Raw genomic sequence first — 16971 nt, 5'->3', positions numbered from 1 at the left:
GACCAATCCTTGGCTGCCTCGCGCACTAAGAAGAAGACTGTGTCCACCGCTCGAACGGCATCCGGCCGTCTGAGCTTTGCAAAGATCCGGGAGCCCCTCGAGGTTCCCGACCTCCTCGCCCTCCAGACCGAGAGCTTCGACTGGCTCCTCGGCAACGAGGCGTGGCAGGGACGTGTCGCCGACGCGCAGATCGCCGGCCGGAACGACATCCCGACCGCCTCCGGGCTCGAGGAGATCTTCGAGGAGATCTCCCCGATCGAGGACTTCTCCGGCTCCATGTCCCTGAGCTTCCGGGACCACCGGTTCGAGGAGCAGAAGTACTCCATCGAGGAGTGCCAGGAGAAGGACATGACCTACTCCGCGCCGCTCTTCGTCACCGCGGAGTTCATCAACAACACCACGGGCGAGATCAAGAGCCAGACGGTCTTCATGGGCGACTTCCCGCTCATGACGCCGCGCGGCACCTTCATCGTCAACGGCACCGAGCGGGTGGTCGTCTCCCAGCTCGTCCGCAGCCCGGGCGTCTACTTCGAGCGCTCGCTCGACAAGACGTCCGACAAGGACATCTACTCGGTCAAGGTCATCCCCAGCCGCGGCGCCTGGCTGGAGTTCGAGATCGACAAGCGGGACCAGGTCGGCGTGCGGGTGGACCGCAAGCGCAAGCAGAGCGTCACCGTGCTGCTCAAGGCCCTCGGCTGGACCGAGGCCCAGATCCTCGAGGAGTTCGGCGACTACGAGTCGATCCGCGCCACCCTGGAGAAGGACCACACGGCCAACCAGGACGAGGCCCTGCTCGACATCTACCGCAAGCTGCGTCCGGGCGAACCGCCCACCAAGGAGGCCGCGCAGACGCTGCTGGACAACCTCTACTTCAACCCCAAGCGCTACGACCTGGCCAAGGTCGGCCGCTACAAGATCAACAAGAAGCTGGGGCTGCAGGCGCCGCTGGAGGAGTCCGTCCTCGGCATCGACGACATCGTCGCCACCATCCGCTACCTCGTCGCGCTGCACGCCGGCGAGACCACGCTGAACATGCCCGTCGGCGAGATGCCCGTCGAGGTCGACGACATCGACCACTTCGGCAACCGCCGCCTGCGCAGCGTCGGCGAGCTCATCCAGAACCAGGTCCGCACCGGCCTGTCCCGGATGGAGCGGGTCGTCCGCGAGCGCATGACCACGCAGGACGTCGAGGCGATCACCCCGCAGACGCTGATCAACATCCGGCCGGTCGTCGCCTCCATCAAGGAGTTCTTCGGGACCAGCCAGCTGTCGCAGTTCATGGACCAGAACAACCCGCTCTCCGGGCTGACGCACAAGCGTCGTCTGTCCGCGCTGGGCCCGGGTGGTCTGTCCCGTGACCGCGCCGGCATGGAGGTGCGTGACGTCCACGTCTCGCACTACGGCCGCATGTGCCCGATCGAGACCCCGGAGGGGCCGAACATCGGCCTCATCGGCTCGCTGGCCTCCTACGGGCGGATCAACCCCTTCGGCTTCGTCGAGACCCCCTACCGTCGCGTGGTCGACGGCACGGTGACCGACGAGGTGGACTACCTGTCCGCCGACGAGGAGGACCGCTTCGTCATCGCCCAGGCCAACGCGATGCTGGCCGACGACGGCACCTTCATGGACGAGCGCGTACTGGTGCGCGCCCGTGACGGCGAGGCCGTCGACGTCCCGGCCGACGACGTGGACTACATGGACGTCTCGGCGCGCCAGATGGTCTCCGCCGCGACCGCGATGATCCCGTTCCTCGAGCACGACGACGCCAACCGCGCCCTCATGGGCGCGAACATGCAGCGTCAGGCCGTGCCGCTGGTGCGCACCGAGGCCCCGCTCGTGGGCACCGGTATGGAGTACCGCGCGGCCATGGACTCCGGCGACGTCGTCCGGGCCACCAAGCCCGGCGTGGTCCAGGAGGTCTCGGCCGACCTGGTCACCGTGGCCAACGACGACGCGACCTACACGTCCTACAAGATCAACAAGTTCACCCGCTCCAACCAGGGCAACTGCTACAACCAGCAGGTCCGGGTGGACGCCGGTTCGCGCGTGGAGGACGGTCAGCTCATCGCCGACGGTCCCGCCACCGACGGCGGCGAGATGGCGCTCGGTCGCAACCTGCTCGTGGCGTTCATGCCGTGGGAGGGGTACAACTACGAGGACGCGATCATCCTGTCCCAGCGTCTCGTCCAGGACGACGTGCTCTCCTCGATCCACATCGAGGAGCACGAGATCGACGCCCGGGACACCAAGCTGGGCCCCGAGGAGATCACCCGGGACATCCCGAACGTCTCCGACGACGTGCTGGCCGACCTCGACGAGCGCGGCATCATCCGCATCGGCGCCGAGGTCCGCGACGGCGACCTCCTCGTCGGCAAGGTCACGCCCAAGGGCGAGACCGAGCTGACCCCGGAGGAGCGCCTGCTGCGCGCCATCTTCGGCGAGAAGGCCCGCGAGGTCCGGGACACCTCGATGAAGGTGCCGCACGGCGAGACCGGCACGGTCATCGGCGTCAAGGTGTTCGAGCGCGAGGACGGCGACGAGCTGCCCCCGGGCGTCAACCAGCTGGTCCGGGTCTACGTCGCCAACAAGCGCAAGATCACCGACGGTGACAAGCTCGCGGGCCGGCACGGCAACAAGGGCGTCATCTCCAAGATCCTGCCCGTCGAGGACATGCCGTTCCTCGAGGACGGCACCCCCGTGGACGTCGTGCTCAACCCGCTGGGCGTGCCCGGCCGGATGAACATCGGCCAGATCCTGGAGCTGCACCTCGGCTGGGCCGCGGCGCAGGGCTGGGAGATCGTCGGGGACCCGGAGTGGGCGCAGTCCATCGGGTCCGACGCCCGCGTCGCCGGTCCCCGGACCCGCGTGGCGAGCCCGGTGTTCGACGGTGCGCGCGAGGAGGAGATCGCCGGGCTGCTCGACAGCACGACCAAGACCCGTGACGGCGAGCGCCTCATCGGCTCCAGCGGCAAGGCGTGGATGTTCGACGGTCGCACCGGCGAGCCCTACCCGGACCCGGTCTCGGTCGGCTACATGTACATCCTCAAGCTGCACCACCTGGTGGACGACAAGATCCACGCGCGCAGCACCGGCCCGTACTCGATGATCACCCAGCAGCCGCTGGGCGGGAAGGCGCAGTTCGGCGGCCAGCGCTTCGGCGAGATGGAGGTGTGGGCCCTGGAGGCCTACGGCGCCGCCTACGCGCTGCAGGAGCTGCTGACCATCAAGTCGGACGACGTCACCGGCCGCGTGAAGGTCTACGAGTCGATCGTCAAGGGCGACAACGTCCCCGAGCCGGGCATCCCCGAGTCCTTCAAGGTGCTCATCAAGGAGATGCAGTCGCTGTGCCTGAACGTGGAGGTCCTCTCCTCCGACGGCACGCAGATCGACCTGCGGGAGTCCGACACCGAGGTCTTCCGGGCCGCGGAGGAGCTGGGCATCGACCTCAGCCGCCGCGAGCCGAGCTCGGTCGAAGAGGTCTAAACACAGGTATGACGTGGGGCCGGCGCCTCGAGAACCGGCACCGGCCCCACGGCCCAGCCACACGTCATACCCAACGTCTTGAACTGCGTAACCCGAGATCACGGAGAGAAGGATCCACGTGCTCGACGTCAACTTCTTTGACGAGCTTCGTATCGGCCTGGCGACTGCGGACGACATCCGCGGCTGGAGCCACGGCGAGGTCAAGAAGCCCGAGACCATCAACTACCGCACCCTCAAGCCCGAGAAGGACGGCCTCTTCTGCGAGAAGATCTTCGGCCCCACCCGGGACTGGGAGTGCTACTGCGGCAAGTACAAGCGGGTCCGCTTCAAGGGCATCATCTGCGAGCGCTGCGGCGTCGAGGTGACCCGCGCCGGGGTCCGTCGTGAGCGGATGGGCCACATCGAGCTCGCCGCCCCCGTCACCCACATCTGGTACTTCAAGGGCGTCCCCTCGCGCCTGGGCTACCTGCTCGACCTGGCGCCGAAGGACCTGGAGAAGGTCATCTACTTCGCGGCGTACATGATCACGCACGTCGACGTCGACGCGCGTCACCAGGACCTACCCTCGCTCGAGGCCCAGATCCAGACCGAGAAGAAGGCACTGGAGAACCGTCGCGACTCCGACGTCGAGGCCCGCGCCAAGAAGCTCGAGACCGACCTCGCCGAGCTCGAGGCGGAGGGTGCCAAGGCCGACGCACGGCGCAAGGTCAAGGACGGCGCCGAGCGGGAGATGAACCAGATCCGTCGTCGCGCCGACCAGCAGGTCGAGCGTCTCGAGCAGGTCTGGGACCGCTTCAAGAACCTCAAGGTCCAGGACCTCGAGGGCGACGAGATCCTCTACCGCGAGATGCGTGACCGCTTCGGCATGTACTTCGAGGGCGGCATGGGTGCGGCGGCGCTGCAGAAGCGCCTCCAGAGCTTCGACCTCGTGGCCGAGGCCGAGTCGCTGCGCGAGATCATCGCCACCGGCAAGGGGCAGCGCAAGACCCGCGCCATCAAGCGGCTCAAGGTCGTCTCCAGCTTCCTGTCGACCAAGAACGAGCCGGCCGGCATGGTGCTGGACTGCGTCCCGGTCATCCCCCCGGACCTGCGCCCGATGGTGCAGCTGGACGGTGGCCGCTTCGCGACCTCGGACCTCAACGACCTCTACCGCCGGGTGATCAACCGCAACAACCGCCTCAAGCGGCTGCTGGACCTCGGTGCGCCCGAGATCATCGTCAACAACGAGAAGCGGATGCTGCAGGAGGCCGTCGACAGCCTCTTCGACAACGGTCGCCGTGGCCGCGCCGTCACCGGGCCGGGCAACCGCCCGCTGAAGTCGCTCTCCGACATGCTCAAGGGAAAGCAGGGCCGGTTCCGCCAGAACCTGCTCGGCAAGCGCGTCGACTACTCCGGCCGCTCGGTCATCGTCGTCGGCCCGCAGCTGCGCCTGCACCAGTGCGGCCTGCCCAAGCAGATGGCGCTGGAGCTGTTCAAGCCGTTCGTGATGAAGCGCCTCGTCGACCTCGACCACGCGCAGAACATCAAGTCCGCCAAGCGGATGGTCGAGCGCGGCCGCAGCGTCGTCTGGGACGTCCTCGAGGAGGTCATCACCGACCACCCCGTGCTGCTCAACCGGGCACCCACGCTGCACCGTCTGGGCATCCAGGCGTTCGAGCCGCAGCTGGTCGAGGGCAAGGCGATCCAGATCCACCCGCTGGTCTGCACCGCCTTCAACGCCGACTTCGACGGTGACCAGATGGCCGTGCACCTGCCGCTGTCCGCGGAGGCGCAGGCCGAGGCCCGCATCCTGATGCTCTCGAGCAACAACATCCTCAAGCCGGCGGACGGTCGCCCGGTGACGATGCCCACCCAGGACATGGTCATCGGTCTGTTCCACCTGACCAGCGAGGCGAGCAACGAGCCGGACACGGCCTTCCTGCTCGACGAGGACGGCAACCGCCACCTGCGCTCCTTCTCGACCGTCGCCGAGGCCCGCATGGCCTTCGACGCCGGTCAGATCGCGCTGGGTTCGGCGATCCGCGTGCGGCTCACCGAGACGGCCCCGCCGCTCGGCCACGAGCTGTCCGAGGACGCGGTCGTGGCGGAGGACGGCGTCGTCGAGACGTTCGAGCTGGAGACCACGCTGGGCCGCGCGCTGTTCAACGACGCGCTGCCGCCGAACTACCCCTACGTCAACGACATCGTGGAGAAGAAGCGGCTCTCCGGCATCGTCAACGACCTCGCCGAGCGCTACACCAAGGTGCAGGTCGCGGCCAGCCTCGACTCGCTCAAGGACATCGGCTACTACTGGGCCAGCCGTTCGGGCACGACCGTCGCGGTCTCCGACGTGCAGACCCCGGTCCGCAAGGCCGAGATCCTGGCGGGCTACGAGACCAAGGCCGCCAAGGTCCAGGTGCAGTACGAGCGTGGTCTGATCACCGACGACGAGCGCCGTCAGGAGCTCGTCGAGATCTGGACCCAGGCGACCAACGAGGTGGCCAAGGAGCTCGAGACCACGATGCCCAAGGACAACACCATCTACCGGATGGTGACCTCGGGAGCGCGTGGTAACTGGTTCCAGCTGCGGCAGATCGCCGGCATGCGTGGGCTCATGGCCAACCCGAAGGGCGAGATCATCCCGCGCCCGATCAAGTCGAACTTCCGCGAGGGCCTCTCGGTCCTGGAGTTCTTCATCTCCACGCACGGCGCCCGCAAGGGGCTGGCGGACACCGCGCTGCGGACCGCCGACTCCGGCTACCTCACCCGTCGTCTCGTCGACGTGTCGCAGGACGTCATCATCCGTGAGGACGACTGCGGCACCGAGCGCGGGTTCGTCATGCCGATCGCCGTGCGCACCGACTCCGGCGCGTTGCGCGAGCACGACGACGTCGAGACCGCGGTCTACGCCCGCACCCTCGTCGAGGACGTGCTCGGCGCCGACGGCGAGGTGCTGGCCCAGGCCGGCATCGACCTCGGCGACGTGGTGATCGACGGGCTCGTCGCGGCCGGCATCGAGTCGGTCAAGGTGCGCTCGGTGCTCACCTGCGAGTCGCTCGTCGGCACCTGCGCCAAGTGCTACGGCCGCTCGCTGGCCACCGGCAAGCTGGTGGACATCGGCGAGGCCGTCGGCATCATCGCGGCCCAGTCGATCGGCGAGCCCGGCACCCAGCTGACGATGCGCACCTTCCACACCGGTGGTGTGGCCGGTGACGACATCACCCAGGGTCTGCCGCGTGTCGTCGAGCTCTTCGAGGCCCGCACTCCGAAGGCGGTCGCCCCGATCGCCGAGGCCACCGGTCGCATCGAGATCGAGGACACCGACAAGTCGCGCCGTCTCCTGCTCACGCCGGACGACGGCTCGGAGGAGCACGCCTACCCGGTGAGCAAGCGCTCGCGCCTGCTCGTCCAGGACGGCCAGCACGTCGAGGTCGGTTTCAAGCTGGTCTCCGGTGCCATCGACCCCAAGCAGGTGCTGCGCATCCTCGGCCCCCGCGCCACCCAGCAGCACCTGGTGGACGAGGTCCAGAGCGTCTACCGCCAGCAGGGTGTGTCGATCCACGACAAGCACATCGAGGTCATCGTGCGGCAGATGCTGCGCCGGATCACGATCATCGAGGCCGGCGACGCCGAGCTGCTCCCGGGCACGCTCGTCGAGCGTGGCCGCTTCGAGACCGAGAACCGTCGCGTCGTCTCCGAGGGTGGCCGCCCGGCCTCGGGCCGTCCCGAGCTCATGGGTATCACCAAGGCCTCGCTGGCGACCGACTCCTGGCTCTCCGCGGCCTCCTTCCAGGAGACCACGCGCGTCCTCACCGAGGCCGCGATGGAGGCCAAGAGCGACCCGCTGCTCGGCCTCAAGGAGAACGTCATCCTCGGCAAGCTGATCCCGGCCGGCACGGGCCTGACCCGTTACCGCAACCTCACGGTCGAGCCGACCGAGGAGGCTAAGGCCGCGGCCTACAGCGTCCCGGTCTACGACGACTTCGACTACGCCGGCACCTTCGGGTCCGGTTCGGGCGAGGCCGTCCGCCTGGACGACCTGCCGATGAGCGACGACCGCTACTGAGGACCACCCGGTCCCCGACAGGGGCGGGTATGCCGTGTCCCACGGCATACCCGCCCCTGCGGCGTCGGGGGAGGCCGGGGGCGTGGGCCCGTCCAGTCGCTGATTTGGAGCGCAGGGGAGCCTGCCGGTAGTCTGGAGAGCCGTGTGCGGGCTAGGTCCCGCACGCGCGCTGGCGGGCGACGATGTCGTCCCCGGCGCAGACACCTCTCGCCGGGCAGTCCGCCCGGTCCACCCCGTGAACGCACATCATGCACCACGGGCGGGCCGGTCGGGAAGTGCGGGGGAGAGCAGCAGGTCCCGGACCACCGGCTCCCGGAGGTCCACGGACAGGCACAACCCAAGGAGCGGGGCCGGCCCCCAGCCGGAGACCGCACGACCACATCGACTGACGGAGAATCAGTGCCCACGATCAACCAGCTCGTCCGCAAGGGCCGCTCGGACAAGGTGAAGAAGTCCGACTCACCGGCCCTCAAGGGCAACCCGCAGCGCCGCGGCGTCTGCACCCGCGTCTACACCACCACCCCGAAGAAGCCGAACTCCGCCCTGCGCAAGGTCGCCCGTGTGCGCCTAACCAGCGGCGTCGAGGTCACGGCCTACATCCCGGGCGTGGGCCACAACCTGCAGGAGCACTCGATCGTGCTCGTGCGCGGTGGTCGTGTGAAGGACCTTCCCGGCGTCCGCTACAAGATCATCCGCGGGTCCCTGGACACCCAGGGCGTCAAGGGGCGCAACCAGTCCCGCTCCCGCTACGGCGCCAAGAAGGAGAAGAAGTAATGCCTCGTAAGGGCCCCGCTCCCAAGCGCCCGCTGATCCAGGACCCGGTCTACGGCAGCCAGCTGGTCACCCAGCTCGTCAACAAGATCCTCACGGACGGCAAGAAGTCCACCGCCGAGCGCATCGTCTACGGCGCCCTCGAGGGCTGCCGCGCCAAGTCCGGCACCGACCCGGTGCAGACCCTCAAGCGCGCGCTCGACAACGTCAAGCCCTCGCTGGAGGTCAAGTCCCGCCGCGTCGGTGGCGCCACCTACCAGGTGCCGATCGAGGTCAAGCCCAACCGCTCGACCACGCTCGCCCTGCGCTGGCTCGTGGGCTACGCCCGCCAGCGTCGTGAGAAGACGATGACCGAGCGCCTGATGAACGAGATCCTCGACGCCAGCAACGGCCTCGGCGCCGCGGTCAAGCGCCGTGAGGACACGCACAAGATGGCCGACGCCAACAAGGCGTTCGCCCACTACCGCTGGTGATCGCCGGGAGGTGAGGGTATGACGTGCCCGCGCCCCCGGCGCAGGCACGCGCCCTCACCTCCCGCCGCCCGCACGGCAGACCGCACGAGACGACCAACCAGAGAGAGAGACCGTGGCACAGGACGTCCTGACGGACCTGCACAAGGTCCGCAACATCGGCATCATGGCGCACATCGATGCCGGCAAGACGACGACCACCGAGCGCATCCTGTTCTACACGGGTGTCAACCACAAGATGGGTGAGACGCACGACGGTGCGTCGACCACCGACTGGATGGAGCAGGAGAAGGAGCGGGGGATCACCATCACCTCCGCCGCCGTCACCAGCTTCTGGCACGGCACCCAGATCAACCTGATCGACACGCCCGGCCACGTGGACTTCACCGTCGAGGTCGAGCGCAACCTGCGCGTCCTCGACGGCGCCGTCGCCGTCTTCGACGGCAAGGAGGGCGTCGAGCCCCAGTCCGAGACCGTCTGGCGCCAGGCCGACAAGTACGGCGTGCCCCGCATGTGCTTCATCAACAAGATGGACAAGATGGGCGCCGACTTCTACTTCTCGGTGCAGACGATGGTGGACCGCCTCGGCGCGACGCCGCTCGTCATGCAGCTGCCCATCGGTGCGGAGTCCGACTTCATCGGCATGGTCGACCTGGTCACCATGAAGGCCCTCGTGTGGCCCAAGGAGACCGCCCTCGGTCAGGACTACGAGGAGCAGGAGATCCCGGCCGACCTCAAGGAGCGTGCGGACGAGTACCGCAGCGCCCTGGTCGAGAAGGTCGCCGAGGCCGACGAGGAGCTGCTCGAGAAGTACCTCGGCGGCGAGGACCTGACCGAGGACGAGATCAAGGCCGGCGTGCGAGCGCTGACCCTGGCCGGCGAGGTCAACCCCGTCTTCTGCGGCACGGCCTTCAAGAACAAGGGCGTCCAGCCGCTGCTCGACGCGGTCGTCGACTTCCTGCCCTCCCCGCTCGACCTGCCCCCCACCGAGGGGCACAAGCCGGGTGACGAGGAGACGGTCATCACCCGCGACCCCGCCACCACGGAGCCGTTCGCCGCGCTGGCGTTCAAGATCGCCTCGCACCCCTTCTTCGGCACCCTGACCTACATCCGGGTCTACTCCGGCGAGATCACCGCGGGCTCGCCCGTGATGAACGCCACCAAGGGTCGTCGCGAGCGCCTGGGCAAGCTGTTCCAGATGCACGCGAACAAGGAGAACCCGGTGGAGAAGGTCTCCGCGGGGCACATCTACGCGGTCATCGGCCTCAAGGACACCACGACCGGGGACACCCTCTGCGACATCAGCGAGCAGATCATCCTCGAGTCGATGACGTTCCCGGAGCCGGTCATCCACGTGGCGATCGAGCCGAAGACCAAGGGCGACCAGGAGAAGCTGGGCACCGCGATCCAGAAGCTGGCCCAGGAGGACCCCACGTTCACCGTCCGCCTGGACGAGGAGACCGGCCAGACCGTCATCGGCGGCATGGGCGAGCTGCACCTCGACATCCTCGTGGACCGGATGAAGCGCGAGTTCAAGGTCGAGGCCAACGTGGGCGCGCCCCAGGTCGCCTACCGCGAGACGCTGCGCCGCAAGGTGGAGAAGTTCGACTACACCCACAAGAAGCAGACGGGTGGGTCGGGCCAGTTCGCCAAGATCCAGATCGCCCTGGAGCCGATGGACACGAGCGAGGGCGAGATGTACGTCTTCGACAACTCGGTCACCGGCGGCCGCGTGCCGAAGGAGTACATCCCCTCGGTCGACCACGGCATCCAGGACGCGATGCAGCTGGGCATCCTCGCCGGCTACCCGGTCGTCGGGGTGAAGGCCACCCTGCTCGACGGCGCCTACCACGACGTCGACTCCTCGGAGATGGCGTTCAAGATCGCCGGCTCGATGGCCTTCAAGGAGGCCGCCCGCAAGGCCGACCCGGCCCTGCTCGAGCCGATGATGGCCGTCGAGGTCCGCACGCCCGAGGAGTACATGGGCGACGTCATCGGCGACCTCAACAGCCGCCGCGGCCAGATCCAGGCCATGGAGGACATCTCCGGGGCCAAGATCGTCCGGGCCGTGGTCCCGCTCTCCGAGATGTTCGGGTACGTTGGTGACCTCCGCTCCAAGACGCAGGGTCGCGCCAACTACACCATGCAGTTCGACTCCTACGCCGAGGTTCCGCGGAACGTGGCCGAGGAGATCATCAAGAAGGTCCGCGGCGAGTGAGCTGACCTCACTCCGTCCGCGGAGTGATGGACCGAAGCACCACCATCCATCAGAAATCATGACCGTCGCCCCCGGTACCCAACCGGTGACGATCGCAACACGTCCAACAGGAGGACCCCAGTGGCTAAGGCCAAGTTCGAGCGCGTGAAGCCGCACGTCAACATCGGCACCATCGGACACATCGACCACGGCAAGACCACGCTGACGGCTGCCATCTCCAAGGTGCTGCACGACAAGTACCCGGACCTGAACGAGGCGTCCCCGTTCGACTCGATCGACAAGGCTCCCGAGGAGCGTCAGCGCGGCATCACGATCTCCATCGCGCACATCGAGTACCAGACCGAGAAGCGCCACTACGCGCACGTCGACTGCCCCGGGCACGCCGACTACGTCAAGAACATGATCACCGGCGCGGCCCAGATGGACGGTGCGATCCTCGTGGTCGCCGCCACCGACGGCCCGATGCCGCAGACGAAGGAGCACGTCCTCCTGGCCCGCCAGGTCGGCGTCCCCTACATCGTGGTGGCCCTCAACAAGGCCGACATGGTCGACGACGAGGAGATCATGGAGCTCGTCGAGATGGAGGTCCGCGAGCTGCTGTCCTCCTACGAGTTCCCCGGCGACGACCTGCCGGTCGTGCGTGTCTCCGCGCTGAAGGCGCTCGAGGGTGACCCCGAGTGGACCAAGACCGTCGAAGAGCTCATGGACACCGTGGACGAGTACATCCCGGAGCCCGAGCGCGACCTGGACAAGCCGTTCATGATGCCCGTCGAGGACGTCTTCACGATCACCGGTCGTGGCACCGTCGTCACCGGTCGTATCGAGCGCGGCATCCTCAAGGTCAACGAGGAGATCGAGATCGTCGGCATCCGCCCGACCTCGGCCAAGACCACGGTCACCGGCATCGAGATGTTCCGCAAGCTGCTCGACGAGGGCCGTGCGGGCGAGAACGTCGGTCTGCTGCTCCGCGGCACCAAGCGCGAGGACGTCGAGCGCGGCCAGGTCATCGTCAAGCCGGGCACCATCACCCCGCACACCGAGTTCGAGGCGCAGTCCTACATCCTGTCCAAGGACGAGGGTGGCCGTCACACCCCGTTCTACGACAACTACCGCCCGCAGTTCTACTTCCGCACCACCGACGTGACCGGCGTCGTGCACCTCCCCGAGGGCACCGAGATGGTCATGCCGGGCGACAACACCGACATGCGCGTCGAGCTGATCCAGCCGATCGCCATGGAGGAGGGCCTCATGTTCAACATCCGTGAGGGCGGCCGCACCGTCGGCGCCGGCCGGGTCACCAAGATCCTCAAGTGACCTGACCCCTGCTCGCAGGTCGGGCCCCGTCACCTCCTCGAGGTGGCGGGGCCCGTCTGCGTGCGGCGTGCCGCCCGCACCGCGTGGCGAGGGGCGAAACCTGACGTGCCAGCGGGTAGGGTCAGCCCCGTGACTCTCTTCGACCCGTCCATGAGCGGCGAGTGGCGCTTCGACCCGGCGCACACCCGGGTCGGCTTCTCCGCCCGGCACGCGATGGTGACCACCGTGCGCGGCACCTTCAAGGAGGTCTCGGGGGTCATCCGCGTCGACGCGGAGGAGGTCTCCCGGTCCTCCGTCGAGGTCGTCATCCAGGCGGCGAGCGTCGACACCTACAACGCCCAGCGCGACGAGCACCTGCGCAGCGTCGACTTCTTCGACGTGGAGACGTACCCCGAGATCCGGTTCGTCTCAAGCACGGTCGACGAGGTCGAGGAGGACAACTTCATGGTCGTCGGCGACCTGACGATCAAGAGCACCACCAAGCAGGTGGCCATCCCGATCGCGCTCCTGGGCATCCAGCGCGACCCGATGGGCAACCTCCGCGCCGGTTTCGAGGCCACGCGGCGGCTGAACCGCAAGGAGTTCGGGCTGCACTGGAACATGCCCCTCGACAAGGGCGGGGTGCTCGTCTCCGAGAAGGTGTCGCTCGAGTTCGAGATCTCGGCGATCAGGACCGAGGACGCCGGCCAGGCGTCCTGACCTACGGCAGCGGGTTGCACGCGGCGGCCAGCATGACCCCGTCGTCCACCACCGGACGCCACGGCTCCAGGTGCCACTCGTCCGCGCCGGACGCCAGCTCCAGGTGACAGCGGTACTGCTCGAGCATCCCGGGTGAGTCCGCGGTGGGCGCCTCTCCGAGAGGGTCCGACCACCCCGGGGGAGGGTCCTCGACGGTCCGGAAGGGTCCCCCGCAGGCGCGCAGCTGCGCCGAGGGCACGACCCGCAGCGCCACGCCGTCGCTGCGCTCCACCCAGGTCACCGCCCCGACGGGCAGCGCCGCAGGGCACGGGGGTGACGGGGGAGGGGACGGGGAGGCGGTCGCCGGGGCCTGACCGGCCGAGGGGGCGGGCGGCATACCCGGGTCCGGTGGCGGACCGGCGCAGCCGGCCAGCAGGGCGACCCCGACCAGCCCGACCAGCCCCGCGAGGACGGCCCGGGGCCGGGAGCGGGGGCCGCACATGGTGGCAGGGCGACGTCGGGGTGCCGATTTGGGCGGTGCGCCCGTTCGTGGCACACTAGACAGGTTGCTTGACGCGTGGCGTACACCCATGTGCCCGTCACCGTCCGTCCGGCACGCGCAGAGACTGCGCGGTGAGGTCCCCTCGCCGCAGGTCCCCGCGCGGGCGACGGAAGCGCAAGCCCCGGTCGAGGCCGGGACCGAACACCAGCCCACGCAGGGAATCCTGACATGGGCTGCCTCCGCCGGTCGTGCGACACGCCCGACCTCGGGGGTCGGTGGAAGGTCCAGCCTCATCCGGCACCGAATGTTCTGTAGGACGACGAGAGAGAGTCAGACAAGCGATGGCGGGACAGAAGATCCGCATCCGGCTGAAGTCGTACGACCACGAGGTCATCGACAGCTCGGCGCGCAAGATCGTTGACACGGTGACCCGTGCCGGTGCGACCGTGGTCGGCCCGGTGCCGTTGCCGACGGAGAAGAACGTCTTCTGCGTCATTCGGTCGCCCCACAAGTACAAGGACAGCCGCGAGCACTTCGAGATGCGCACCCACAAGCGCCTCATCGACATCGTCGACCCGACCCCCAAGGCGGTCGACTCGTTGATGCGTCTCGACCTGCCGGCGGACGTCAACATCGAGATCAAGCTGTGAGTAGGCCGATGACTGCTACGAACACCATCCAGAGCACGCGCAGCGTCAAGGGTGTCCTCGGCGAGAAGCTCGGCATGACCCAGGTCTGGGACGCCGACAACCGCCTCATCCCCGTGACCGTGATCCAGGCCGCGTCGAACGTCGTCACCCAGGTCCGCAGCACGCAGACCGACGGGTACGACGCCGTGCAGATCGCCTACGGCGCGATCGACCCGCGCAAGGTCACCATGCCGCTGCGGGGCCACTTCGAGAAGGCCGGCGTCACTCCGCGCCGTCACCTCGTGGAGCTGCGGACCGCCGACGCCGGCGACTACACCCTGGGCCAGGAGGTAAGTGTCGAGACCTTCGAGGCGGGCCAGACCGTCGACGTCTCGGGCACCACCAAGGGCAAGGGCTTCGCCGGTGTCATGAAGCGCCACGGCTTCCACGGCGTCGGCGCCTCGCACGGTGCGCACCGCAACCACCGCAAGCCCGGCTCGATCGGTGGCTGCGCCACCCCGGGCCGCGTCTTCAAGGGCATGCGCATGGCCGGCCGCATGGGTGGCGTGCGCCAGACCACCTCCAACCTGACCATCCACGCCGTGGACGCCGACCGGGGCCTGCTGCTGATCAAGGGCGCCGTCCCCGGCCCCCGTGGCGGCATCGTCCTGGTCCGCACGGCCGCGAAGGGGGCGTGAACCTTCCGATGTCACTTCCGACCGTCTCCGTACACACCCCGACCGGCGGCGAGGCCGGCACGATGGAGCTGCCCGCCGAGCTGTTCGACGTGCAGACCAACGTGCCGCTGATCCACCAGGTCGTCGTCGCTCAGCTGGCCGCGGCACGTCAGGGCACCCACTCCACCAAGAACCGCGGCGAGGTCCGCGGCGGTGGGCGTAAGCCCTACCGCCAGAAGGGCACCGGCCGTGCCCGCCAGGGCTCGACCCGGGCACCGCAGTTCGCCGGCGGTGGCGTCGTCCACGGCCCGCAGCCGCGCAGCTACGCGCAGCGCACGCCCAAGAAGATGAAGGCCGCCGCCCTGCGCGGGGCCCTGTCCGACCGGGCGCGCCACGGCCGCATCCACGTGCTGACCGCCGTGGTCGAGGGCGAGAGCCCGTCGACCCGCACCGCGGCCAGCGCCCTCTCCGGCCTCAGCGAGCGCCCGAACCTCCTCGTGGTCATCCACCGCGCGGACGAGATCGGGCTGCGGAGCCTGCGCAACCTGGCCCAGGTGCACGTCCTGTTCGTCGACCAGCTCAACACCTACGACGTGCTGTGCTCCGACGACGTGGTTTTCACCCAGGCGGCGCTCGAGGCCTTCATCGCCGGTGCCGACAAGGGCGCCACCAAGGTCGAGGCTCAGGAGGAGACCCAGTGAGCACCCCCGTCGTGAACAAGGACCCGCGCGACATCCTGCTGGCGCCGGTCGTCTCCGAGAAGTCGTACGCGCTGCTGGACCAGGGCAAGTACACCTTCATCGTGGACCCCCGCTCCAACAAGTCCGAGATCAAGAAGGCCGTCGAGAGCATCTTCGGCGTCAAGGTCAGCTCGGTGCACACCCTCAACCGCCAGGGCAAGACCCGTCGCACGCGGTTCGGGATGGGCAAGCGCAAGGACACCAAGCGCGCGATCGTGACGCTGCGCGAAGGCACCATCGACATCTTCGGCACTCTCTGAGCTGCCGAGAGTCGAGACGAGAGGTAGAGGAACCCCCCACATGGCTATCCGCAAGTACAAGCCGACGACGCCTGGTCGTCGTGGCTCGAGCGTGGCCGACTTCGTCGAGGTGACCCGCAGCACCCCCGAGAAGTCGCTGGTCAAGCCGCTGTCCAAGACCGGTGGTCGCAACGCGTCCGGCCGGATCACGACGCGCCACATCGGTGGCGGTCACAAGCGCGCCTACCGCGTGATCGACTTCCGCCGGGCCGACAAGGACGGCGTGAACGCCAAGGTCGCGCACATCGAGTACGACCCCAACCGCACCGCGCGCATCGCGCTCCTGCACTACACCGACGGCGAGAAGCGCTACATCGTCGCGCCGAACCGTCTCAAGCAGGGCGACGTCGTCGAGAACGGCCCGTCGGCCGACATCAAGCCCGGCAACAACCTGCCGCTGCGCAACATCCCGGTCGGTACCGTCGTGCACTGCATCGAGCTGCGCCCGGGCGGCGGGGCCAAGATCGCGCGCTCCGCCGGCACCCGCGTCCAGCTGGTCGCCAAGGACGGCTCGATGGCCCAGCTGCGCATGCCCTCCGGCGAGATCCGCAACGTCGACGCGCGCTGCCGCGCGACCGTCGGCGAGGTCGGCAACGCCGAGCAGAGCAACATCAACTGGGGCAAGGCCGGCCGCATGCGGTGGAAGGGCAAGCGCCCGACCGTCCGTGGTGTCGTCATGAACCCGGTCGACCACCCCCATGGTGGTGGCGAGGGCAAGACCTCAGGTGGCCGGCACCCGGTCAGCCCGTGGGGTCAGCCCGAGGGCCGCACCCGTAAGCCCAACAAGCCCAGCGACAAGCTCATCGTGCGTCGTCGCCGGACCGGCAAGAAGCGCTGAGCAGGGAGTTAACGAGACATGCCTCGCAGCCTGAAGAAGGGCCCGTTCGTCGACGACCACCTTGTCAAGAAGGTGGACGCGCAGAACGAGGCCGGCACGAAGAACGTCATCAAGACCTGGTCCCGCCGGTCGATGATCACCCCCGACATGCTCGGCCACACGCTGGCCGTGCACGACGGCCGCAAGCACGTCCCGGTCTTCGTGACCGAGTCGATGGTCGGCCACAAGCTCGGTGAGTTCGCTCCGACCCGCACGTTCAAGGGTCACGAGAAGGACGACAAGAAGGGCCGTCGACGGTGAGCACGAC

The 16971-nt window shown here is 68.3% G+C and carries 14 protein-coding genes; 13 read left to right on the top strand and 1 reads right to left on the bottom strand.

Annotated features, from left to right (window positions below; genetic code table 11):
• The first annotated feature begins 9 nt into the window (after positions 1 to 9).
• From rpoB to D4B81_RS11495, 7 genes are all read left to right on the top strand, one after another.
• On the top strand, positions 10 to 3483 hold the full coding sequence (rpoB, locus tag D4B81_RS11525) for a DNA-directed RNA polymerase subunit beta (RefSeq protein ID WP_122262781.1): 3474 nt from the start codon (positions 10 to 12) through the stop codon (positions 3481 to 3483).
• Positions 3484 to 3601: 118 nt separating this feature from the next.
• Positions 3602 to 7528 (top strand): DNA-directed RNA polymerase subunit beta', encoded by a 3927-nt coding sequence (locus D4B81_RS11520; RefSeq protein WP_122262780.1) that lies wholly within the window; start codon positions 3602 to 3604, stop codon positions 7526 to 7528.
• Positions 7529 to 7927: 399 nt separating this feature from the next.
• A complete protein-coding gene (gene rpsL / locus D4B81_RS11515; RefSeq protein WP_097188205.1) occupies positions 7928 to 8302 on the top strand; it encodes a 30S ribosomal protein S12 in 375 nt (124 codons plus the stop codon).
• The gene (gene rpsG, locus D4B81_RS11510; RefSeq protein WP_097188204.1) at positions 8302 to 8772 is read left to right on the top strand and encodes a 30S ribosomal protein S7; all 471 of its coding nucleotides are present in this window, start codon (positions 8302 to 8304) and stop codon (positions 8770 to 8772) included. Before rpsL ends, rpsG begins: the two co-directional genes overlap by 1 nt.
• Positions 8773 to 8884: 112 nt before the next feature.
• Entirely contained in the window at positions 8885 to 10987 is a 2103-nt protein-coding gene (fusA, locus tag D4B81_RS11505; protein WP_097188203.1) for an elongation factor G, read from the top strand.
• A 120-nt stretch (positions 10988 to 11107) separates the two neighbouring features.
• Complete coding sequence (gene tuf, locus D4B81_RS11500) at positions 11108 to 12301, top strand: elongation factor Tu (protein ID WP_097188202.1); 1194 nt, start codon at positions 11108 to 11110, stop codon at positions 12299 to 12301.
• Between the two features lie 129 nt (positions 12302 to 12430).
• Positions 12431 to 13000, top strand: a complete 570-nt coding sequence (locus D4B81_RS11495) for a YceI family protein (protein WP_337189875.1) — start codon at positions 12431 to 12433, stop codon at positions 12998 to 13000.
• 1 nt (position 13001) lies between these two features.
• On the opposite strand, the gene D4B81_RS11490 is transcribed toward D4B81_RS11495, so the two are convergent.
• Positions 13002 to 13481, bottom strand: coding sequence for a DUF2599 domain-containing protein (locus D4B81_RS11490; protein WP_122262779.1), 480 nt, complete (start codon positions 13479 to 13481; stop codon positions 13002 to 13004).
• A 341-nt stretch (positions 13482 to 13822) separates the two neighbouring features.
• Between D4B81_RS11490 and rpsJ the strand changes: the two genes are divergently transcribed.
• Genes rpsJ through rpsS form a run of 6 tightly spaced genes read left to right on the top strand, consistent with a single transcriptional unit; the run spans position 13823 to position 16964 of the window.
• Complete coding sequence (gene rpsJ / locus D4B81_RS11485) at positions 13823 to 14131, top strand: 30S ribosomal protein S10 (protein ID WP_006946210.1); 309 nt, start codon at positions 13823 to 13825, stop codon at positions 14129 to 14131.
• A gap of 8 nt (positions 14132 to 14139) precedes the next feature.
• Complete coding sequence (gene rplC / locus D4B81_RS11480; protein ID WP_122262778.1) at positions 14140 to 14808, top strand: 50S ribosomal protein L3; 669 nt, start codon at positions 14140 to 14142, stop codon at positions 14806 to 14808.
• An 8-nt stretch (positions 14809 to 14816) separates the two neighbouring features.
• Complete coding sequence (gene rplD, locus D4B81_RS11475; RefSeq protein WP_097188200.1) at positions 14817 to 15488, top strand: 50S ribosomal protein L4; 672 nt, start codon at positions 14817 to 14819, stop codon at positions 15486 to 15488.
• The gene (gene rplW, locus D4B81_RS11470) at positions 15485 to 15787 is read left to right on the top strand and encodes a 50S ribosomal protein L23 (RefSeq protein WP_202613668.1); all 303 of its coding nucleotides are present in this window, start codon (positions 15485 to 15487) and stop codon (positions 15785 to 15787) included. Before rplD ends, rplW begins: the two co-directional genes overlap by 4 nt.
• 40 nt (positions 15788 to 15827) lie before the next feature.
• Positions 15828 to 16664 (top strand): 50S ribosomal protein L2, encoded by an 837-nt coding sequence (gene rplB, locus D4B81_RS11465; RefSeq protein ID WP_097188199.1) that lies wholly within the window; start codon positions 15828 to 15830, stop codon positions 16662 to 16664.
• A gap of 18 nt (positions 16665 to 16682) precedes the next feature.
• A complete protein-coding gene (gene rpsS, locus D4B81_RS11460; RefSeq protein ID WP_097188198.1) occupies positions 16683 to 16964 on the top strand; it encodes a 30S ribosomal protein S19 in 282 nt (93 codons plus the stop codon).
• The last annotated feature ends 7 nt before the right edge of the window (positions 16965 to 16971 follow it).

Origin of the sequence: Ornithinimicrobium cerasi (genome assembly GCF_003702705.1) — a bacterium.
Taxonomy (GTDB): domain Bacteria; phylum Actinomycetota; class Actinomycetes; order Actinomycetales; family Dermatophilaceae; genus Ornithinicoccus; species Ornithinicoccus cerasi.
The sequence above is the reverse complement of the archived record's forward strand: the minus strand, read 5'-3'. Positions and strand labels throughout refer to the sequence as shown.